This window comes from Salipaludibacillus sp. CUR1, from assembly GCF_021028955.1.
Classification (GTDB): domain Bacteria; phylum Bacillota; class Bacilli; order Bacillales; family Salisediminibacteriaceae; genus Salipaludibacillus.
The window spans coordinates 83,426-104,656 of record NZ_JAIWPE010000039.1 but is presented as its reverse complement, the minus strand read 5'-3'; the positions used below and the strand labels follow the sequence as shown (position 1 = coordinate 104,656).

Below are 21,231 nucleotides of genomic sequence, written 5' to 3'. Positions count from 1 at the left end.
GATAAAATAAATCAGTATTTAAACAAAGTGCACCTGTAATGCCAAATCAGGGGCCGGCGACAGAAGTGCCGGTTCCGGTGTGCGGATATATAAAACTATTATATAGCTATTCAGCCTCATATATCCTTGAGAATACGGCTCAAGAGTCTCTACCGGGCTGCCTTAAACGGCCTGACTATGAAGGTGGATTTTCTTGTATGTAAACTGGAAATTCTGCCTTCGTATATTTTTATACGAGGCCGTTTATCCGGTTTTTTTTGTAGTTTGGCTCTTTTAAATTTTACAGCGCGTTAGTTTTAATAAAAGAAGAGGGGTTAAAGAAATGAATGAGATTAAGGAGAAAGTAATCGTACTTGACTTTGGTGGCCAGTATAATCAGTTAATTACCCGCCGTATCAGAGATTTAGGTGTTTTCAGCGAATTAGTATCCCATAAAATTACGGCTGAAGAAGTCAAAGAAATTAATCCAAAAGGAATCATTTTTTCAGGCGGACCGGGCAGTGTGTATGCTGAAGGCGCACCTCGCTGTGATGAAGAGATTTTTGACCTTGGAATTCCGGTTCTCGGTATTTGTTACGGGATGCAGCTGATGACCCATCATTTTGAAGGGTCTGTTGAAGCGGCTAACCACCGGGAGTACGGGAAAGCCAATATTGCCATTCAAAATGACTCAAAACTATTCGGGGATCTTCCTAAAGAGCAATCAGTATGGATGAGCCATGGTGACCTGGTTAAGGCGCCGCCTGCCGGATTTACGGTTGACGCGACGAACATTTCTTGCCCGGTGGCTTCAATGAGCGACGAGAGCCGCGGGTTGTACGGCGTGCAGTTCCATCCGGAAGTGCGTAACTCCGAGTATGGGAATGAGATGCTCAGAAACTTTATATATACGGTGTGCCAGTGTGAAGGCAACTGGTCAATGGAGAATTTCATTGACATGGAAGTAGATAAAGTCCGTCAGGCAGTAGGCGACCGGAAAGTTCTTTGTGCCTTGAGCGGCGGGGTGGACTCCTCAGTCGTAGCTGCACTCATCCATAAAGCGATCGGCGACCAGCTGATCTGCATGTTTATTGACCATGGCCTGCTCAGAAAAAATGAAGCTGACAGCGTAATGGAAACATTCACCGAAGGCTTTGATATGAACGTCGTTAAGATTGACGCTCAGGAAAGATTCCTGACTAAACTGCAGGGAGTCAAAGATCCTGAACAAAAACGTAAAATTATCGGCAACGAATTTATTTACGTGTTTGAAGAAGAGTCCGGCAAGCTGACTGATGTGGATTTTCTTGCTCAGGGAACGCTTTATACCGATATTATTGAAAGTGGAACCGATACAGCTCAGACAATTAAATCTCACCATAATGTAGGCGGACTGCCTGAAAATATGAAACTGGATTTAATTGAGCCTTTAAATACTTTGTTCAAAGACGAAGTCCGTGAAGTAGGTGCCGAACTGGGACTGCCGGACGAGATCGTGTGGCGCCAGCCGTTCCCGGGTCCAGGTCTTGGTATTCGTGTTCTTGGTGAAATTACGGATGAAAAGCTTGAAATTGTTCGTGAATCAGACGCCATTCTTCGCGATGAAATTAAAAAAGCAGGTCTCGACCGTGAAATCTGGCAGTATTTCACTGCTCTTCCTGACATGAGAAGTGTGGGTGTCATGGGAGATGAACGGACGTATGATTACACCGTCGGCATACGTGCTGTAACCTCTATTGACGGGATGACATCTGACTGGGCACGCATCCCTTATGACGTGCTTGAAGTGATTTCGACCCGTATTGTCAATGAAGTTAAACACGTTAACCGCGTAGTGTATGATATTACCTCTAAGCCGCCAAGCACAATCGAGTGGGAGTAAGAACACTCGTATTAGGAGATGGCAGGAGGCGCTTTTTGGAAAAGCCGAATAAAATTTTGTGAGTGAAAATTAATATTCGTGTTTCGCTTGACAATAGATTGATAGGTTGCTAAACTAATTCCTGTGAAAAAGATATGTCGAATGTTCGTATAATTTCGGGGATAGGGCCCGACAGTTTCTACCGAGCTGCCGTAAATAGCTCGACTACGAACGATGAAGACAGGATTAGTTTCAGCCCAGCATGAAAAGTTTCTTTTCTGCGGTTTGTCCTGCACCGTCGTCTCGTAAATGAAACGTTAAGCTCTGATTCCCACTCCGGGAATCAGAGCTTTTTTTGTTTAGGGGGTCAGACCCCCCATTTATTGGAATTCACTTTGAAAGGGAGTTAAAGAGATGGAGCGTTATTTTCGTTTTGATGAGTTAGGGACTAATTATAACCGCGAGATCATGGGGGGGGTCACAACCTTTCTTGCTATGGCGTATATTCTCTTTGTCAATCCGTCGATCCTGGCTGGGGCCGGTATGGATGAAGGGGCTGTTTATGTAGCCACCGCGTTAGCTGCTGCCCTCGGGACAATGATCATGGGAATAGTCGCACGTTACCCGATTGCGCTTGCTCCGGGAATGGGGCTGAATGCCTTTTTTACTTATTCTGTCGTATTAGGAATGGGTATTCCTTGGGAAACGGCGCTTCTTGGTGTATTTATGTCAGGTATTATTTTTATTATTATTACTGTTGTAGGAATTCGTGAGTTTATTATTAATGCTATACCGGCAGAGCTAAAGTACGCGGCAGGAGCCGGGATTGGTTTGTTTATTGCCTTCATCGGCCTGCAGAACGCGGAAATTATTGTGATGTCCGAAGCCACTCTCGTTGAAATTGGTGATTTAGGAGCGCCGGCTACACTGCTCGCTGTCTTCGGGATTATTATTACTGTTGTCTTAATGAGTCTTGGCCTTAAAGGCGGGATTTTTTACGGGATGGTCCTGACTGCTGTTGCAGGTATGCTGTTTAACGTAATTCCTGTTCCTTCCCAGGTGATCGGAGCCGTGCCAAGTCTTGCTCCAACGTTCGGTGCAGCATTTGCGCCATTTGGGGAAATGGGTCTTGGCGAGATTTTTACCCTCCAGTTAATTATTGTTATTTTAACGTTCTTGTTTGTTGATTTCTTTGATACCGCCGGAACTTTATACGCAGTTGCCAACCAGGCAGGGTTCGTAAAAGAGGATAAACTGCCTCGTGCACAGCGTGCCTTGCTTGCTGATTCATCTGCAACGTCAATCGGAGCTGTGCTCGGTACTTCTACCACTACAGCCTATATTGAGTCGACGTCAGGGATTGCAGCGGGCGCACGTACAGGTTTTGCTTCAATCGTCACAGGTGTGCTGTTCCTGATTGCGCTGCTCTTTTCGCCGCTTCTCGTCGTCGTAACAGCAGCGGTAACTGCTCCGGCTCTTGTGGTAGTCGGCGTGTTAATGGCAGGAGCATTAGCCAACATCGACTGGAAAAAATTTGAGATTGCCGTTCCTGCATTTTTCACAGTGATTGCCATGCCTTTAACTTACAGCATTGCAACAGGGATTGCACTCGGTTTCTTAATGTATCCGATCACAATGGTCTGTAAAGGCCGGGCGAAAGAAGTTCACCCGATTATGTACGTCCTGTTTATCGTTTTCATATTATACTTTGTTTATTTAGGAGAATAATTAAAGTGCCGCGTCTTCTTTTCAAAGAAGCGCGGCATTTCGTTTATTTAAAAGGTGATGTTTATTCCCCCGGACTAAAAAGGGAAAGAATAATATATTGAACAGGCAGCGTCGAAGGAGTGTAAAAGATGTCATGGAAAAAGATTAAACCTGAGTTTTTCGATCAGCCAACATTGGAGCTGGCCAGAAATCTGCTCGGAAAAATACTTGTAAAAGAAACAGAAGAAGGAACAGCTGCGGGGAAAATTGTAGAAACAGAAGCTTATAAAGGACCAGGTGACAGGGCGGCGCACAGTTTCGGGAACCGGAGAACAGCAAGAACAGAAGTCATGTTCGGGCCGTCCGGTTTTACTTATACTTACGTGATGCATACGCATTGTCTTGTGAATGTGGTAAGCGGAGGCGACTTAAACCCGGAAGCTGTTTTAATCAGAGCGGTAGAACCAGTAGAAGGACTTGAACTCATGCGCCGGCGGCGGCCAAAAGCCCGGAAAACTGTAGATTTGACTAACGGACCGGGAAAACTGACGAAAGCGTTAGGGATTGTCAAAGCGGATTACGGACGTCCGCTCCATGAGCCGCCTTTGTACATTGCAGAAGGCAGGGCGGCCGAGGAAATTAAAACAGGCCCGCGGATCGGCATAGATAACAGCGGGGAAGCAAGAGAGTACCTCTGGAGGTTCTGGGAAGCAGGGAACCCGTTCGTATCCCGTTTCCGAAAAGGGATCGACTGACTGAAAATCCAATTCCACGAAACTGCAGGCTGAGTTGAATTTAGCTGAAGACAAGCCCCTGGGCAAGCGTCCACCTGGCGGACTGAAATCCATACTTTTAACAAAAAGAACATCCGGACAATTTCAAAGATATTGTTCGGATTTCTTTAAGGCCACTGCTCTTGTAGTGTGAGAGGGGAGCCGGGAAAGGAAGCGTATGGCCGTTCATCAGCCGGCGCCTGTCCCGGAATCCCCCTTAAAGAAATTACTCAGCACCGGCCTCTTCAGGAATAAAGACCACCCTGTTCATATCATTTCTTTCTGCTTTATCATAAATCATCGGGTAATACCCGCCTTCTACCCATGTATCAATCTGATCATCGTAATGGGGCGACCGCCACTGGCCTGACTGGCCGGGAACCATCACATCGAAGAAACCATTTACTGAAGAAAGGTCGCCTATGAACCGCCATCCGGCAGCATGGTTGGTGATGCCGGTTTCCGTGTCATAGCCCATCGCCCCAGGCGTAGCACCGCTTCCGCCTGTCTCCCATGAGCCGAGGTTAAAAAACAATTGAAGCGGCCAGACAGACCCTAAAGGATGATCAAATTCGAGCTGATGCCGCTCCCCCCATGCCCAGCTGCCAGGCTGGTTCCCCTGCAGTTCTTTAGCCATCTCTACAGCTTCGTAAAAAGTTTCCCGCGCAGCTTTAGGAAACGGGACGTGCCAGTCCTCTTCTAAAAAGCCAAATATAAGACTGTCTTCATGCTGTGCTGCTTCCGTAATCACCCGGTGGATTGTCAGGCTGTTAGACAGCTCTATATCCAGATAACGGTGAAAGAGATGTTGGGGCAAGGAAGAGTACCACAATTGCCAGACAAGAGCTTCCGGGCTGTCTGTACTTTCAATGAAATCCCAGTCTTTTAATAGTTCCAGCGTTTCAAGTTCGGTCTCGCTGAGCGGACCCAGTTCTTTCCCTTCCAGATTTTCTGCAGAATGTGAGGAGGGATCCCAGGTTTCTACGGCTTCCACAAGCAATGGAAGAAGGTCACGTGCCTGCGTATTTTTAAAATCCGACTGCATTTTTCCCATATCCTCAAGGGTGAATGGTTTTCCGGAAGCCAGCTGTTCCTCAATTATTTCGGTCAGTCTTACTGCTCTGTAGGGATAGAAGCTCCGCCCAATATCATACTCGTAATCTTCTCCTGCCGGCTTGTTGTTTGCGGTAACTATATAACCGCTGTCGGGGTTCATGATTTCCGGAAGGTCTTCAGCTGGAATAAAGCCGTCCCACTGATAGTCAGGATCCCAGCCCGGGACTGGAAAACGGCCGTCGGACTGTGGCCTGACAGGTATGAGCGCCTGTCCGCGGAAACCGATATTCCCATCCGTGTCTGCAAATACCCAGCTTAAGCCGGGAGTGACAAACCCGTCCAGGCCATCCATAAATTCATTGGCGTCCGTTGACCGGTTCAGCCGGAGAATGCCGTTAAGTTCCCCGCCTGGCTCCATTCCGCTCCATCGCAAAGAAAATGCCTGATACGGGCCATCTTCAGTGACTTTATTCATAATCGGCCCATTCCGGGTAACTTCGACCCTGTGAATATAAGGGCGGTCCTTACCGTCAATATAAATTTCTTCCTCAATCAGTTCAGCTTCCTCCCATTCGCTGTCAAACAAGTACTCATTTGGATTTTCAGGATTGACCTGTTCAAGAAAGATATCCTCATAATCTGCTGCCAGCGAGGTCACACCCCAGCTGACATGGCCGTTATGTCCAAGGACAACTCCCGGGATGCCCGGAACCGTTACGCCAATGGAATGAAAGTCATCTTCCAGTTCCAGGTGTGTCTGATACCAGACACTTGGAATGGCAAGTCCTAAATGAGGGTCATCAGCGATAAGAGGATAACCCGAGTCTGTATACTCTCCGCTGATTGCCCAGTTGTTGCTCCCGTTCCACTCATCAGGAGCAAACGCTGTGATTTTATTAAAGTCTTCAGGCTTAAACACCGGTTCATTAGCCAGAGGAGCATAAGCCGAGAGGGCAGCGTCTATTCGATTTTTCCGGGCTGAACCTCCGCTTTCTCCGTCAATAACAGGGAAATCATCGCTGATATGGTATTCGGGAAAAAGATGTACGGCCTCTTCACCAAACATTTTAACGAGCTGATAGTTCTCAAGTTCCTGGCGGAAATTCCCTGTAAGGGTATATCCCATATATTTAACAGCTATTGCCGTGTCTTCCGCTGTCCAAGGTTCCGGTTTATAGTCCAGTATACGGAACTCGAGCGGCTGTTCATTATTTTCAAATGCCTCATTGATATATGCGTTAACCCCTGAAGCAAAGGCATCCACCATTGACGCCGTTTCACTGTTGAACTCAGCGATCAGGCCATCGGCGGAGCGGTGCATCCCGTATGTTCGGAAGAATTTATCACTGTCGAGAGCCGCTTCCCCGACAACTTCAGCTAACCGGCCGCCGGCCAGACGGCGTGTCATATCCATTTGAAAAAGGCGGTCCTGGGCCATGACATACCCCTGGGTAAAAAATAAATCTTCCATTTTCCCTGCTTTGATTTGTGCCACGCCCCTGTCGTCCCTGATGACTTTCACTTCAGCCGACACGGGTGCCTGCACGACAGCTCCATCGAGGTCCGGATGGCTCTTTGATATAAACCACTGGGCAAACACTAACCCTGTAACGATCAGGACAGCCAGTGCCGCCACAATGACTGTGATCACCTTGCCCTTTTTATTATGGAAAAAACGCGTTTTTCCTTCCCCTGTCATTGGTTCTGTTCTCACTTGTTATCCCCCCTGTTCATCTTTCTGTATAGCTCTGTTAATTTTATAAATTAAGACAAGCTCTCGGGTAAGCCTTCGCCGAAAGTGAATCTGCAAAATAGCTTTTTTGTCAGTAATATGCGAATGCAACCCAAATCAACGGTTCTTCCTGCTACTAAAAATACGATGCCTAGTAAGTAAAATATTACCATAAATAAGCTTTTATGAAGGCAGTAAAATTTTGAAGTTTCAGATATCTTCCTTTAGTGAAAATAAAAAGCATGATAACATAGCGAATGTGACATCCTAAAGGAAACATATACCACGAGATAATTAAGGAGGGCTTCCTTTGCCAGCAATTGTTTCAGTAAGTACTGAGATTCCTCCGTACCGTATGAGCCAGCAGGAAACTAAAGAACTCGTTTATAATCTTTTTTCATCTTCTTATCCGCAAATTGACCGGCTGATCAAAGTATTCGACCATAGTGAAATAAGAGAACGCCAATTTATGGGGCCAAAAGAGTGGTATTTGGAACCGCATACCTTTTCCGAGAAGAACAGTTTATATGTGGAAGCAGCTGTTGAACTGGGAACTAAGGCGGTTCAAAAAAGTGTACAGGAAGCATCGACGTATATTGACTGCAGCCTGGAAGACATTGATGCTTTTATTTTTGTCTCCAGTTCAGGCATTTCCACGCCAACCATTGATGCAAAAATAATGAACAAGCTGTCGTTTTCTCCCCACATTAAACGTCTTCCTTTATGGGGGCTTGGCTGTGCTGGCGGAGCGGCAGGGCTGAGCCGGGCGTACGACTATTGTGCTGCTTTTCCGGAAGCAAAAGTGCTTGTTCTCTGCATTGAGTTTTGCAGTCTGACTTTTGCTAGAGATGACCGTTCAAAAAGTAACCTTGTAGGGACATCCTTGTTCGGTGACGGCGTGGCCTGTGCTCTTGTGGCAGGTGATCAGGCTGTAAGTAAAAGCCGATTCAGTTTTCCTTTCATTTCAGGTACCCAGTCCACACATATGCCTGATTCGGAAGATATTATGGGCTGGGATCTGCAGGATGACGGGCTGCACGTTATTTTTTCCCGGGATATCCCGCATGTCATAGAAAACTGGCTGAAGCCGAACGTCACAACCTTTTTGTCAAAAATGTCAGTTGATTTGGAAGAAATAACTGCCTTTGTTGCCCATCCGGGCGGTAAAAAAGTTCTTCAGGCTTATGAACAGGCGTTAAACTTCAAAGAATCCATGACTGACATACCTCGAAAAATTCTGAAAGACCATGGCAATATGTCATCGCCTACTGTTTTGTATGTGCTTAAGGAATTTTTAAAAGACAAAAGGAGCGAAGGGGAAAAGGGCCTGGTAGCTGCACTAGGACCAGGATTCTGCTCTGAAATACTGCTGCTGGAATGGAGGGAAGCCGGATGACGCTTTTCTGGGTTGTTTGGATCGCAGTCATCGTGCAGAGACTCGTCGAACTCATCTACGCCAAAAGAAATGAGCGGTGGATGAGAGCGAGGGGGGCGGTTGAGCATGGGCGGAGCCATTATAAATGGATCGTCCTTGTCCACGGAGGCTTCTTCGCCGCTCTGCTTCTGGAATGGCTGACAGGAGCAGGAGCACTGCATCCTTTCTGGCCTGTATTTCTTGCGCTGTTTATTGTCGTTCAAGGAATGAGAATCTGGGTTCTCCAGTCTCTCGGGAGGTTCTGGAATACTAAAATTCTCGTAATCCCCGGAGAAAAACGGGTTGAAAAAGGGGCGTACGGAAAAATACGTCACCCGAACTATATTATCGTTACACTGGAACTGATCATCATGCCGCTAATCTTTCAGGCATACATTACTTTACTCGTGTTCACCCTCTTAAACGCCTTTATCCTTCTATACATCCGCATCCCCGCGGAAGAAAAAGCCCTGGGAATTACTGGGGGGTCTGACCCCGTCAACACAGATTAATAAAAGGTCAAAAAAGGTCAAGGAAATCCTTGACCTTTTTTGACGTTCCGTCTATACTGGAAATAACTAATAGTCAAATATAGTCAAAGTCAAAAATAATTAAAAGGAGGCGTTTATAAAATGAAATGTCAGCAATGTCAGGAGAGAGAGGCGACAATCTTTTGGCGCGTCAATGTAAACGGACAGGAACAGTCCGCTCAGCTTTGCTCAGTCTGTTATGAAGCATTAAGCAGGCAGGCAAACAAAACATCTCAAAACAATCCTTCGTTTCAGTCTTTTTCACAGGGGCAGAACGAGGGGCAGGCAGGCTCATGCTCCATTCAGCAGCCGCAGAAAGATCAAAAGGAAAGCATCCTGGAGACTTACGGCAGGGATTTGACCGCCCAGGCTAAAAAAGGGTTAATCGACCCGGTTATTGGCCGGGAAAAGGAAATTAACCAAGTAGCAGAAATTCTTAACCGGAGAAACAAAAATAACCCTGTTTTAACCGGTGAACCGGGAGTAGGAAAAACAGCGATCGCGGAAGGGCTGGCTATTAAAATTAATGAAGGAGAGGTGCCGGCAAAGCTGCAAGGCAAAAAGCTCATTTCCCTTGATGTGGCTTCTCTATTGTCAGGCACGAGCTACCGCGGCCAGTTTGAGGAAAAAATGAAACAGCTCGTAAGCGAGCTTGAGGAAGACCCGGATATTATTTTGTTTATCGATGAAATCCACCAACTGGTGGGAGCCGGGAAAACAGAAGGCTCAACGGATGCAGGAAATATTCTAAAACCGGCGCTTGCCGGAGGCCAGATTCAGGTCATCGGTGCCACAACGTATAAGGAATACCGCATTATCGAAAAAGATTCAGCGCTGGAGCGCCGTTTTGAACCGGTAGATGTGAAAGAACCTAAAGTAGAAGACATGGTGGCAATTTTAAAAGGGCTCGCGCCCAAATACGAAGCTTATCACGGGGTCACTTACCCTGAAGAAGTGCTTGAGGCGTGTGCCCGGCTGTCCCACAGGTATATCCAGGACCGCAGGCTGCCGGATAAAGCGATTGATTTAATGGATATCGCCGGAGCCAAAATCAATTTACGGGAAGGCACAGGAAATAAAGACGAACTTGAAGCCCGGCTTAAGACAATTGAAAAGGAAAAGCAGGAGGCTGCTGAAAAAGAAAATTACGAGAAGGCAGCCAAACTCCGCCAGGAAGAACTGCAGCTTCAGGAAAAACTTGAAAAAGCAGCTGATACTGATCTTGTCGTTCACGTATCGGACATCCAGGAAATCATTGAACAGAAAACCGGTATTCCTGTTCAAAAGCTTGAGCAGGCTGAACAGGAAAAGCTTCAGAATCTCCAGCAAAACCTCGAAGAACGCGTGGTTGGACAAAAAGAAGCAGTCTCCGCGGTCGCTAAAGCAGTCCGCCGCGGAAGGGCAGGTTTCCGAAGAGAAGGGCGCCCGATGGCCTCTTTTATGTTCCACGGCCAGACAGGTGTCGGAAAAACAGAGTTGACCCGGGCACTTGCAGAAGAGTTATTCGGAGACAGAGAGGCAATGGTTCGGCTCGATATGAGTGAATTTATGGAAAAGCACAGTGTGTCCAAACTTATCGGGTCTCCACCGGGGTATGTGGGGCACGAAGAAGCAGGGCAATTAACAGAACAGGTTCGCCGGCGCCCGTACTCCATTCTTCTGCTTGATGAAATGGAAAAAGCCCATCCGGATGTCCAGCACATGTTCCTGCAGGTACTGGAAGATGGGAGACTCACCGACAGCCAGGGGCGTACAGTGAGCTTTAAAGAGACGATTCTGGTAATGACTACAAATGCTAAGCCGCTGGAAGCTTACTTTAAACCGGAATTCATGAACCGGATTGACCGGGTCGTCGAGTTCGATGCACTCGGCAAAGAAGACCTGATTGCGATCACCAGGCTAATGCTTAAAGAAGTCACTGAGCACAGCAAGGAGCAGGGAATTGAATTAACAGTGACAGAGGCAGCGGTTGAAAAATTAGCAGAACTGGGCCATGATCCGAAATACGGAGCCCGGCCGCTCCGCCGGACAATTCAGGAACAAGTGGAAGACAAGATTGTTGACCTGATCATGGACAGCGAAGATATCAGCAGCTGTAAAGTGGATATAAAGGACAGCGCCATTCATGTTACTGCTGTAAATTAAATAGGAAAAGACTTTCCAGATCCCTCATAAAGCTCGCAATTGAGCCTTATGAGGGCTTTTTTTTGCTTTTCTCAGCACTGGCTGCAGCATGTCATGCAATAACTAGGAGTTGGAAGTTGTCATTTTTTAGCATTATTTTTGGAAAAAATTTGATATCTATTTTTACAAAAAGAAATTAAAATAGCAGGAAACGGACGTTAAATGAAGATAACGATCTGTTTATTATATATAAACTTATTAAAAGGTGTTATACAGCTTTTTATGCCTTATAATGCTTTTTTCAGGAGGATGGGCGGATGCTTCAGACGATCTTAAATCAGGTCCTTGGAATGATTGGTATTATTCTTATTATCAATATTGTTTATGTCACACTTTTTACCGTAAGAATGATTTTGACACTGAAAGGTCAGCGGTATGCGGCGGCCCTGACGAGCATAGTTGAAATAATCATTTACATCATCGGCCTTGGCATCGTCCTGGACAATCTTGACAGGGTGGAAAATATTATTGCATACGCTGTCGGTTACGCCATAGGAGTACTGGTAGGTATGAAGATTGAAGAAAAACTGGCATTAGGGTATATTACAGTTAATGTGATAACGAAAGAATATGAACCAGATATTCCGAACCGTCTTCGTGACGAAGGGTATGGCGTCACTAACTGGGTCGCATACGGACGGGAAGGCGAACGGCTGATGATGGAAATACTGACATCCCGCCGTTCGGAAGGGAAGCTTTATCAAAAGGTAAAGGCACTCGATCCGAACGCTTTTATTATCTCCCATGATACGAAAGCATTTTTTGGAGGCTTCTGGCTAAAAGGAGTGAAACGTTAGTTTTATGGCAGCAAAAAAGAAGAAACAACGCTTTTATGTAGAAGAAAATGAAACAATCGATGACTGCCTGTCGCGAATGGTAAAAGAAGGCTACATGCCGGTTCGACGGATGGAAGAACCGGTATTAAAGGAAGTAAAGCGCAATGGAAAAATGGACGTGGAAGTCGCCCGGCAGCGCATCGTCTTTGAAGGAAAACCTGTGGAATAGGGAAAGGCAGCCCTTCGGGGAGCTGATGCGGTTGTTTTTAAGGAAAATCTCCTTATTTATGTGTGGAATTAGTGGTTATGATAGTGTTTATGTGAAACCCCGGCCATGGAGGCGCGGGGTTTTATTAAATGAGGGGGAATAGTTGAGCCCTATCAGCGGAAAACTGGGTTCAATCAGCGAAAAATCGATTCTATCAGCGAAAATCCGATTTAATCAGCGAAACCATCCCCCAATCGGCCAACCACTCCATTTCTTCCTTCAAATAAGGAATGTCCCTCCTCAAAAAACACATACCCGCTCCAAATTCCGAACGATCATCAGTTAAAAATAGTAATTGTTCGAAATTAGGTTGACTCACTAGCCGGCTGTTGGTATGATTAAACCACCAACAAAATGACATTGCCTCATATAATATCAGGGATACGGCCTGAAAGTTTCTACCTGCTGACCGTAAATCGGCGGACTATGAGGGAGATGGACACAAATGTACGTGATAAGAGGACAGATGCCCGCAGAATGCAAACGAACTGGCTGGCACTGGACTCCTGCTGTGATGCGCACTTTTTATTGTGCGGTCATCTGACATTGTACAATCATCCCAGACGTGTCTTATTGTCCCTCACTCTCATGAATGGACAATAAGATGCGTTTTTTTCATATATAAATAGATTCGGAGGTACTTATATGACTGTAAAAGTAGGCGTTATCATGGGATCCACATCTGATTGGGAGACAATGAAACATACGGTAGAAACGTTAAAGGAGCTTGGTGTACCGCTGGAGACCAAAGTAGTTTCGGCCCACCGTACACCTGATCTTATGTTTGAGTACGCGGAAACAGCGAGAGAGCGGGGACTCGAAGTCATCATCGCAGGAGCGGGCGGGGCAGCTCACCTGCCGGGAATGGTAGCAGCAAAAACAACGATTCCTGTGATCGGTGTGCCGGTTCAGTCTAAAGCCCTCTCAGGAATGGATTCCCTTCTGTCGATTGTCCAGATGCCGGCAGGCGTTCCGGTGGCCACGGTAGCTATAGGGAAAGCAGGCGCCATTAATGCGGCTCTTCTCGCTACCCAGCAGCTGGCCGTCCATGACGCGAAACTGCAGGAGAACCTTGAATTAAGGCGGGAAAAAAAGCGCCATGAAGTCACACAGCAAGGAGAGTTAATATGAGAAGCGACTGGATTGAACCAGGAAAAACGATCGGAATTCTCGGCGGCGGCCAGCTTGGCCGTATGATGGCTCTGTCTGCCAGAGAAATGGGCTACCGTATTGCTGTCCTTGAGCCGGCACCTGATTCACCATGCGGCCAGGTCGCTGACGAACAGGTAGAAGCAGCCTATGACGACTTAAAAGGCGCTGAAAAGCTGGCACAGATTTGTGACGTGCTTACTTATGAATTTGAAAATATTGATTCTGAAACAGCCACATGGCTGGAACAGCAAATGTATTTGCCCCAGGGGAGCGACCTTCTCGCCATTGCCCAGGACCGGTCCCATGAGAAAAAGGCGATCCGTTCCTTTAATGTGCCGGTGGTGCCTTACAGGGAAGTTGAAACAGTCAGTGAACTAAAAGAAGCAGCTGGTTCATTAGGTTTTCCTGTCGTTTTGAAAACGACGCGGGGCGGTTACGACGGTAAAGGCCAGAAAGTCATCCGCACGGAAGAAGGTTTGTCTGAGGCGTGGGACGAGCTGGATGGCAAAGGGCCGTTTGTCCTGGAAGCGTGGATTCCGTTTGAAAAAGAAATCTCTGTCATCGTAACCCGCAGCACTAAAGGAGAAATGACAACATTTCCAGTCGCAGAAAACATTCATGTCAATAACATTCTTCACAAGTCCATTGTGCCAGCCCGGATTTCTGCTGAAGTGGAGGAAGAAGCGACGCAAATCGCTACCCGTCTGGCCGAATCGTTTAATCTCATCGGCACTTTGGCCGTTGAAATGTTTGTCGCTGAAAATGGGAAAATTTATGTCAATGAACTGGCGCCAAGGCCACATAATTCGGGCCACTATACGATTAACGCGTGTGAAACATCCCAGTTTCAGCAGCATATCCGTGCTGTCTGCGGCTGGCCGCTTGGAAAAACTGATTTACTGAAACCGGTCATCATGGTTAATATATTAGGGGAACACGTCCCGGATGTTGTGAACGGTCTGACTGGCCTTCCGGACGGGCACCTGCATCTCTACGGAAAAAAAGAAGCGCGTCCCGGCCGTAAAATGGGTCACATTAACTTTTTAACAAATAATCTTGAAGAAACACTTAAAAAGATCGACCAGTCACACATCTGGAAAAAGGATTAATACTTAGGAGGCATTTGGATGATTGAACGTTATACGCGCCCTGAAATGGGTGCCATCTGGACTGAAAACAACCGCTTCCAAGCATGGCTTGAAGTGGAAATTCTCGCCTGTGAAGCATGGGCGGAACTGGGAGACATCCCTAAAGCGGACGTGGAGAAAATCCGTGAAAACGCGGCATTCGATGTGGAGAGAATACATGAAATTGAAGCTGAGACCCGGCACGATGTTGTGGCATTTACACGCGCTGTATCTGAGTCGCTCGGGGAAGAGCGGAAATGGGTGCACTACGGGCTTACGTCCACTGACGTTGTGGATACCGCGCTCTCTTACTTATTGAAGCAGGCGAATGAGATTCTGGAAAAAGACATTCTTAACTTTATCGATATCTTAAAAGACAAAGCGGTTGAGCATAAATCGACTGTCATGATGGGGCGGACACACGGCGTTCATGCTGAGCCGACCACATTCGGGTTAAAGCTGGCCCTCTGGTATGAAGAAATGAACCGTAACCTGGAGCGTTTCCGTCAGGCTGCTGAAACAGTACGGGTAGGAAAGCTATCTGGGGCCGTGGGTACGTATGCGAATATTGATCCATCAGTTGAAAAGCATGTCTGTGAAGGACTTGGCCTTGAAGCGTCACCGATTTCCACCCAGACCCTTCAGCGTGACCGGCACGCTCATTATGTTGCGACGCTTTCGTTAATTGCCTCGTCCATTGAGAAAATGGCTGTTGAAATCCGCGGTCTCCAAAAGAGCGAGACACGCGAAGTGGAAGAATTTTTTGCAAAGGGGCAGAAAGGATCTTCTGCGATGCCTCATAAACGAAATCCGATCGGATCGGAGAATATGACAGGGCTTGCCAGAGTACTTCGCGGCCACGTCATGACAGCCTATGAAAATGTGGCTCTCTGGCATGAACGGGATATCTCCCATTCATCAGCGGAACGGATTATTCTTCCTGATGCGACGATTGCCCTGAATTATATGCTGAACAGATTCGGCAATATCGTGAAAAATTTAACGGTGTTCCCTGATAATATGAAACGCAACATGTCCAGAACTTACGGACTTATTTACTCCCAGCGGGTGTTATTGTCATTGATTGACAAAGGTATGGCCCGTGAAGAGGCATACGATCTTGTGCAGCCGAAAGCAATGGAAGCCTGGGAAAGAGCGGTTCAGTTCAGAAGCCTGGTTGAAGAAGACGAGCGCATTACAGCTCATCTATCGTCAGAAGAACTGGACGACTGCTTTGATTATCAGCACCATTTAAAACATGTCGATACGATTTTCGAACGGTTAGGGTTAAATTAAATAAACAGCGGTGCCTGCCATCCGGCAGGTACTGCTGAAAAATGGTGCGATCTGCACCTTCAGAATAAAGAAAATTGCCAATTTTCAAATACACAGGAGGCGTTTCACCGTGGAAAAGAAAGCATGTTTATATGAAGGAAAAGCGAAACGCATTTATGAAACGGACAAACCCGGCGTGCTTTGGGTGGCGTACAAAGATGATGCGACAGCATTTAACGGAGAAAAGAAAGATGTCTTAAAAGGAAAAGGGCGCCTGAACAACGAGATCAGTTCTCTGATTTTTTCTTCGCTGGCTAAAAAAGGAATTAAAAGCCATTTTATCGAGCGTCTGTCGGAGACTGAACAGCTGATCCGCAAAGTGACGATCATTCCTGTAGAAGTGGTAGTCAGAAACGTGGCTGCGGGCAGTCTTGTCAAGCGTCTCGGATTCCAAAGAGGGCAGGCTTTTGACAAGCCGATTGTGGAGTTTTACTACAAAGACGATGAGCTGGGCGACCCTCTTATGAATGAGGAACACATTCAGGCGTTAAAGCTCGCCTCAGAAGACGAAGTGCAGTCGATGAAAGAGAAAGCATTGGCTGTCAATGAACAGCTGATTGATATTTTTAATAGCATCGACGTTCAGCTGATCGACTTTAAACTTGAATTCGGACGCGATGCGTCAGGCAATGTGCTGCTGGCCGACGAGATTTCTCCGGATACGTGCCGGCTTTGGGACAAAAAAACAGGTGAATCATTTGATAAAGATTTATTCCGTTTCCAGCAAGGCAATTTGCAGGAGGGCTATGAAACTATTTTTTCGAGACTAGGGGGACAAACACAATGATGTATGAAGTTAAAGTTTATGTAACGTTAAAAGAAGGGGTTCTGGATCCTCAAGGTTCAGCCGTAAAAAATTCACTCCATCACCTTGGCTATGAAGGGGTGGAAGAGGTCAGAATAGGGAAAGTCATGACTCTCCGCATTGAGGCGGAAGAAGACACGATCGATGCGCAAGTAAAAGAGATGTGCGATAAACTTCTTGCTAATCCAGTCATTGAAGATTACACCTATGAAACAGAGGAGGTTGTCTCTTCATGAAGTTTGCAGTCATCGTATTTCCGGGCTCCAACTGTGATTTAGATATGTACCATGCGGTTAAAGATGAACTCGGTGAAGAAGCGGCATACGTCTGGCACGACGAAACGAGTCTGGAAGGATTTGACGCGGTACTGCTTCCTGGAGGGTTCTCTTATGGTGATTATCTCCGCTCAGGAGCGATTGCCCGTTTTTCTCCAATCATGAAAGCTGTTGAAAAAGCGGCAGCGGAAGGAAAGCCGGTTCTCGGTGTGTGCAACGGTTTCCAGGTGCTGCTTGAAGCAGGCCTCCTGCCGGGAGCAATGCGCCGGAACGCCAAACTGACATTTATCTGTAAACAGACGGAGCTGGAAATTAAAAATAAATCCACCATGTTTACAACAGGCTATGCAGATGAGGAAACGATCACTATACCGGTAGCTCACGGGGATGGCAATTATTATTGTGATGAAGCCACCCTTAAGACGCTTAAGGACAACAACCAGATTGTGTTTACTTATAAAGATGATATAAACGGGTCAGTCGCCAATATTGCCGGCATTACGAATGAAAACGGAAATGTACTGGGCATGATGCCGCATCCCGAGCGGGCGGTGGATGATTTACTCGGATCCGCAGACGGCTTAAAACTATTTCAATCGATCGTTAAGTATTGGAGGGAACAGCATGCAATTACTTCATGAACCGTCGCCCCAGATGATTAAAGATGAGAAAGTGTACCGGGAGATGGGTGTCAGCGATAAAGAATTTCAAATGATAGAAGACATTCTCGGCAGGCTGCCGAACTATACCGAGCTGGGGCTGTTCTCTGTTATGTGGTCAGAACATTGCAGCTATAAAAATTCCAAAGTGCTTCTGAAAAAGTTCCCTGTCACAGGAGACAAAGTCCTGCAGGGGCCTGGTGAAGGAGCCGGAATCATAGATATCGGCGATGAGCAGGCAGTCGTTTTTAAGATTGAAAGCCATAACCATCCGTCGGCAATAGAACCTTATGAAGGAGCGGCGACCGGGGTAGGCGGCATTATCCGTGATGTCTTCTCCATGGGCGCGAGGCCTGTTGCTTTACTGAATTCCCTCCGCTTCGGCGAACTTAAAAATCCGCGCGTGAAATATATTTTTGAAGGCGTCGTATCAGGCATTGCAGGTTACGGAAACTGTATCGGTATTCCGACTGTCGGAGGCGAAGTGCAGTTTGACCCTTGCTATGAAGGGAATCCCCTCGTAAACGCAATGTGTGTCGGCCTTATTGACCATAAAGATATTCAGAAAGGCCAGGCGAAAGGCGTCGGTAACCCGGTTATATACGTTGGAGCAAGTACAGGCAGGGACGGGATCCACGGAGCGACATTCGCGTCCGAGGAACTGAGCGAAGAGTCCGAATCAAAGCGGCCGGCCGTTCAGGTCGGAGATCCGTTTATGGAAAAACTTCTTGTAGAAGCATGCCTTGAAGCAACGAAACATCCGAAACTTGTAGGCATTCAGGATATGGGAGCAGCCGGTCTGACATCTTCTTCGGCAGAAATGGCGAGTAAAGCAGGCTCAGGAATTGAAATGAACCTTGATGCCGTTCCCCAGCGTGAGAAAGCGATGACGCCTTATGAAATGATGCTTTCTGAATCACAGGAGCGCATGCTTCTTGTAGTTGAGAAAGGGAGCGAGCAGGAATTCATCAGCCTGTTTGAAAAGTGGGGCCTTATGGCAAAGGTTGTTGGACAAGTAACAGATGACCACCGACTAAAACTGATCCACCAAGGAGACACAGTGGCCGATGTCCCTGTTGACGCGTTGGCTGAAGAAGCACCGGTCTACCATCAGCCGTCAAAAGAGCCGGCTTATTTCCAGGAATTCCAGAGCCAGGCGGACTACCGTCCGGAAGTGGCAGACTATGCCGGCACATTGAAAGACCTTCTCCGCCAGCCGACGATTGCCAGTAAAGAATGGGTTTATGAACAATACGATTATATGGTGAGAACGAACACGGTCGTCGCTCCTGGATCGGATGCGGCTGTGCTCAGAATCCGTGATACGAAGAAAGCTCTGGCTATGACGACAGACTGTAATTCCCGCTATATCTATCTCGACCCGTATGAGGGCGGAAAACTTGCCGTGGCAGAAGCAGCGAGAAACCTTGTTTGTTCCGGAGCAGAACCGTTAGGCGTCACCGACTGCCTCAATTACGGAAGCCCTGAAAAACCGGAAATCTTCTGGCAGCTTGAAAAATCAACCGATGGACTCAGCGAAGCGTGTGAAGCGCTCGCCACACCAGTCATCGGGGGAAATGTATCCTTATATAACGAAACAGCAAAAGGAGCGGTTTACCCGACTCCTGTTATCGGCATGGTCGGTCTCATCCATGAGCTGGACCATATTACGAAACAGTCTTTCCGCCAGGCGGGGGACATCATTTATCTGCTCGGTGAAGCGAAGCCGGAGTTTTCCGGAAGTGAGCTTCAGAAAATGACTGAAGGCAGGATTTTCGGTCCGTCCCCGGTTATTGATCTTGAAACGGAGAAGCAGCGCCAGCAGGACGTACTGAAAGCGATCCAGTCCGGCAGCGTACAGTCGGCCCACGATTTGTCAGAAGGCGGATTCCTTGTTGCGCTGGCTGAAAAGGCGTTTGGAACGCCGTTCGGTGCTGAGGTAACCATCCCGGACGCCGATGTGCTGTCTGCTTTCTTCAGTGAATCACCGTCACGCTATATTTTAACAGTGAAAAAAGAGAACAAGGCAGCGTTTGAGGCGCTTATTCCTGAAGCGCAAGCGATTGGTACGGTGACAGATGCTGCGGAGATTCGTGTGACAGATAAACAGGGTGCGGCCCTGATTAATGAACGCGTCCAGCCGTTGGAGGACGCTTGGAGAGGTGCCATTTCATGTTACCTGAAATCAAAGGATTAAATGAGGAGTGCGGCGTTTTCGGTGTGTGGGGGCATGAGGAGGCGTCCCATATTACGTATTACGGCCTTCACAGTTTGCAGCACCGCGGCCAGGAAGGTGCGGGGATCGTTGTTACCGACCGGGAAAAACTGAAAATCCATAAGGGGATGGGCCTGGTCAATGAGGTATTTAACCCGGACATTCTGGACGGGCTGACGGGGTCGGGAGCGATTGGCCACGTCCGTTACACGACAGCAGGGGGAAGCGACTTTATTAACTGCCAGCCGCTCCAGTTCAATTCGCAGACGGGCAGTCTTGCTCTTGCCCATAATGGAAATCTGGTTAATGCGTCAGCGCTGAAACGCCAGCTTGAATACCAGGGGAGCATTTTCCAAACCACGTCAGATACAGAGGTCATTGCCCATCTTATTAAGCGGAGTGGGTATCCGAGTATCAGAGATTCTGTGAAAAATGCGCTGACAATGGTGAAAGGGGCCTACGCCCTGGCTGTTCTTGTAGAAGATTTTATGATGGTGGCGCTTGATCCGAACGGGCTCCGTCCACTGTCAATCGGAAAGCTGGGCGACGCTTATGTCGTGTCCTCGGAAACGTGCGCCTTTGATATCGTCGGCGCCGAGTTTGTTAGAGAGGTACAGCCGGGTGAACTGATTACGATCGATGATGAGGGGCTCCATATTGAAGCTTTTTCCCCGTCAACGAAACGGACGATCTGCTCGATGGAGTATGTCTATTTTGCCCGTCCTGACAGCAACCTGGAAGAAATTAACGTTCATGCTGCCCGGAAAAATCTCGGCAAACAGCTGGCCATCGAGTCGCCGGTTGAGGCGGACGTGGTGACAGGAGTGCCGGATTCGAGTATTTCTGCCGCCATCGGTTTTGCAGAAGAGTCAGGGATTCCGTATGAGCTTGGACTCATAAAAAACAGGTATGTCGGAAGGACGTTCATCCAGCCCTCACAGGCGCTCCGTGAACAGGGAGTGAAAATGAAACTGTCTGCCGTCAGAGGGGTTGTGGAAGGTAAACGGGTCGTTATGATCGATGATTCGATTGTACGCGGGACGACAGCCCGCCGGATCGTCAAGCTGCTTCGTGAAGCAGGGGCAAAAGAAGTCCATGTGCGTATCAGTTCACCGCCGATCGTCAATCCGTGTTTTTACGGGATTGATACTTCGACGAAAGGCGAGTTGATCGCTTCGTCCAAGACTGAGCAGGAGATATGCGACGAAATGGGAGCTGACTCACTGTCTTATTTAAGTGTGGACGGTCTGATGACCGGGATTGGAAGACCGGCAGTCATGGAAAACTGCGGGCAGTGCCTTGCCTGTTTTACAGGCCAGTATCCGACTGAAATTTTTCCGGAAACAGATCATCCTTACGATAAAGTGTTAGGGGGCAAATAAC

General features: G+C 47.5%; 17 protein-coding genes and 3 riboswitches. Of the genes, 16 read left to right on the top strand and 1 reads right to left on the bottom strand.

The window, feature by feature from the left end; translation table 11 throughout:
* The first annotated feature begins 96 nt into the window (after positions 1-96).
* Positions 97-198, top strand: a riboswitch (purine riboswitch).
* A gap of 124 nt (positions 199-322) precedes the next feature.
* From guaA to K8O68_RS09190, 3 genes are all read left to right on the top strand, one after another.
* Positions 323-1,861 carry a glutamine-hydrolyzing GMP synthase gene (gene guaA / locus K8O68_RS09200; protein ID WP_093050651.1) on the top strand — a complete coding sequence of 513 codons (1,539 nt, stop codon included), beginning with the start codon at positions 323-325 and terminating at the stop codon, positions 1,859-1,861.
* Between the two features lie 125 nt (positions 1,862-1,986).
* A riboswitch (purine riboswitch) is annotated at positions 1,987-2,088 on the top strand.
* Positions 2,089-2,254: 166 nt separating this feature from the next.
* A complete protein-coding gene (locus K8O68_RS09195; protein WP_230896596.1) occupies positions 2,255-3,568 on the top strand; it encodes an NCS2 family permease in 1,314 nt (437 codons plus the stop codon).
* 128 nt (positions 3,569-3,696) lie between these two features.
* Positions 3,697-4,302 (top strand): DNA-3-methyladenine glycosylase, encoded by a 606-nt coding sequence (locus K8O68_RS09190; RefSeq protein ID WP_230896595.1) that lies wholly within the window; start codon positions 3,697-3,699, stop codon positions 4,300-4,302.
* Between the two features lie 244 nt (positions 4,303-4,546).
* On the opposite strand, the gene K8O68_RS09185 is transcribed toward K8O68_RS09190, so the two are convergent.
* Entirely contained in the window at positions 4,547-7,090 is a 2,544-nt protein-coding gene (locus tag K8O68_RS09185) for a penicillin acylase family protein (protein ID WP_230896594.1), read from the bottom strand.
* Positions 7,091-7,418: 328 nt separating this feature from the next.
* On the opposite strand from K8O68_RS09185, the gene K8O68_RS09180 reads away from it, so the two are divergent.
* The 13 genes from K8O68_RS09180 (at position 7,419) to purF (ending at position 21,230) form a co-directional block, all read left to right on the top strand.
* A complete protein-coding gene (locus K8O68_RS09180; RefSeq protein WP_230896593.1) occupies positions 7,419-8,504 on the top strand; it encodes a type III polyketide synthase in 1,086 nt (361 codons plus the stop codon).
* A complete protein-coding gene (locus K8O68_RS09175; protein ID WP_230896592.1) occupies positions 8,501-9,034 on the top strand; it encodes an isoprenylcysteine carboxyl methyltransferase family protein in 534 nt (177 codons plus the stop codon). The genes K8O68_RS09180 and K8O68_RS09175 overlap by 4 nt, the downstream gene beginning before the upstream one ends.
* Before the next feature lie 120 nt (positions 9,035-9,154).
* A complete protein-coding gene (locus K8O68_RS09170; protein WP_230896591.1) occupies positions 9,155-11,197 on the top strand; it encodes an ATP-dependent Clp protease ATP-binding subunit in 2,043 nt (680 codons plus the stop codon).
* A 296-nt stretch (positions 11,198-11,493) separates the two neighbouring features.
* Positions 11,494-12,033 (top strand): DUF2179 domain-containing protein, encoded by a 540-nt coding sequence (locus K8O68_RS09165; protein ID WP_230896590.1) that lies wholly within the window; start codon positions 11,494-11,496, stop codon positions 12,031-12,033.
* A gap of 4 nt (positions 12,034-12,037) precedes the next feature.
* On the top strand, positions 12,038-12,241 hold the full coding sequence (locus K8O68_RS09160; RefSeq protein ID WP_230896589.1) for an NETI motif-containing protein: 204 nt from the start codon (positions 12,038-12,040) through the stop codon (positions 12,239-12,241).
* Between the two features lie 384 nt (positions 12,242-12,625).
* Positions 12,626-12,727: riboswitch (purine riboswitch) on the top strand.
* Between the two features lie 198 nt (positions 12,728-12,925).
* The gene (purE, locus tag K8O68_RS09155; RefSeq protein ID WP_230896588.1) at positions 12,926-13,411 is read left to right on the top strand and encodes a 5-(carboxyamino)imidazole ribonucleotide mutase; all 486 of its coding nucleotides are present in this window, start codon (positions 12,926-12,928) and stop codon (positions 13,409-13,411) included.
* Positions 13,408-14,541: a 5-(carboxyamino)imidazole ribonucleotide synthase gene (gene purK / locus K8O68_RS09150; RefSeq protein ID WP_230896587.1), complete on the top strand. Its 1,134-nt coding sequence runs from the start codon at positions 13,408-13,410 to the stop codon at positions 14,539-14,541. Before purE ends, purK begins: the two co-directional genes overlap by 4 nt.
* A gap of 18 nt (positions 14,542-14,559) precedes the next feature.
* On the top strand, positions 14,560-15,855 hold the full coding sequence (purB, locus tag K8O68_RS09145) for an adenylosuccinate lyase (RefSeq protein WP_230896586.1): 1,296 nt from the start codon (positions 14,560-14,562) through the stop codon (positions 15,853-15,855).
* A gap of 109 nt (positions 15,856-15,964) precedes the next feature.
* Entirely contained in the window at positions 15,965-16,681 is a 717-nt protein-coding gene (purC, locus tag K8O68_RS09140) for a phosphoribosylaminoimidazolesuccinocarboxamide synthase (RefSeq protein ID WP_230896585.1), read from the top strand.
* Positions 16,681-16,935 (top strand): phosphoribosylformylglycinamidine synthase subunit PurS, encoded by a 255-nt coding sequence (gene purS / locus K8O68_RS09135; RefSeq protein ID WP_230896608.1) that lies wholly within the window; start codon positions 16,681-16,683, stop codon positions 16,933-16,935. Before purC ends, purS begins: the two co-directional genes overlap by 1 nt.
* Positions 16,932-17,615, top strand: a complete 684-nt coding sequence (purQ, locus tag K8O68_RS09130; RefSeq protein WP_230896584.1) for a phosphoribosylformylglycinamidine synthase subunit PurQ — start codon at positions 16,932-16,934, stop codon at positions 17,613-17,615. The genes purS and purQ overlap by 4 nt, the downstream gene beginning before the upstream one ends.
* Positions 17,599-19,830: a phosphoribosylformylglycinamidine synthase subunit PurL gene (gene purL / locus K8O68_RS09125; protein ID WP_230896583.1), complete on the top strand. Its 2,232-nt coding sequence runs from the start codon at positions 17,599-17,601 to the stop codon at positions 19,828-19,830. The genes purQ and purL overlap by 17 nt, the downstream gene beginning before the upstream one ends.
* Entirely contained in the window at positions 19,806-21,230 is a 1,425-nt protein-coding gene (purF, locus tag K8O68_RS09120; RefSeq protein WP_230896582.1) for an amidophosphoribosyltransferase, read from the top strand. The genes purL and purF overlap by 25 nt, the downstream gene beginning before the upstream one ends.
* Position 21,231 lies beyond the last annotated feature (1 nt).

Excerpts from the sequence above, each read along its gene's own strand:
- guaA (WP_093050651.1), top strand. The coding sequence starts at position 323 with ATGAATGAGATTAAGGAGAAAGTAATCGTACTTGACTTTGGTGGCCAG.
- K8O68_RS09195 (WP_230896596.1), top strand. The coding sequence starts at position 2,255 with ATGGAGCGTTATTTTCGTTTTGATGAGTTAGGGACTAATTATAACCGC.
- K8O68_RS09190 (WP_230896595.1), top strand. The coding sequence starts at position 3,697 with ATGTCATGGAAAAAGATTAAACCTGAGTTTTTCGATCAGCCAACATTG.
- K8O68_RS09175 (WP_230896592.1), top strand. The coding sequence starts at position 8,501 with ATGACGCTTTTCTGGGTTGTTTGGATCGCAGTCATCGTGCAGAGACTC.
- K8O68_RS09170 (WP_230896591.1), top strand. The coding sequence starts at position 9,155 with ATGAAATGTCAGCAATGTCAGGAGAGAGAGGCGACAATCTTTTGGCGC.
- K8O68_RS09165 (WP_230896590.1), top strand. The coding sequence starts at position 11,494 with ATGCTTCAGACGATCTTAAATCAGGTCCTTGGAATGATTGGTATTATT.
- K8O68_RS09160 (WP_230896589.1), top strand. The coding sequence starts at position 12,038 with ATGGCAGCAAAAAAGAAGAAACAACGCTTTTATGTAGAAGAAAATGAA.
- purE (WP_230896588.1), top strand. The coding sequence starts at position 12,926 with ATGACTGTAAAAGTAGGCGTTATCATGGGATCCACATCTGATTGGGAG.
- purK (WP_230896587.1), top strand. The coding sequence starts at position 13,408 with ATGAGAAGCGACTGGATTGAACCAGGAAAAACGATCGGAATTCTCGGC.
- purB (WP_230896586.1), top strand. The coding sequence starts at position 14,560 with ATGATTGAACGTTATACGCGCCCTGAAATGGGTGCCATCTGGACTGAA.
- purS (WP_230896608.1), top strand. The coding sequence starts at position 16,681 with ATGTATGAAGTTAAAGTTTATGTAACGTTAAAAGAAGGGGTTCTGGAT.
- purQ (WP_230896584.1), top strand. The coding sequence starts at position 16,932 with ATGAAGTTTGCAGTCATCGTATTTCCGGGCTCCAACTGTGATTTAGAT.
- purL (WP_230896583.1), top strand. The coding sequence starts at position 17,599 with ATGCAATTACTTCATGAACCGTCGCCCCAGATGATTAAAGATGAGAAA.
- purF (WP_230896582.1), top strand. The coding sequence starts at position 19,806 with ATGTTACCTGAAATCAAAGGATTAAATGAGGAGTGCGGCGTTTTCGGT.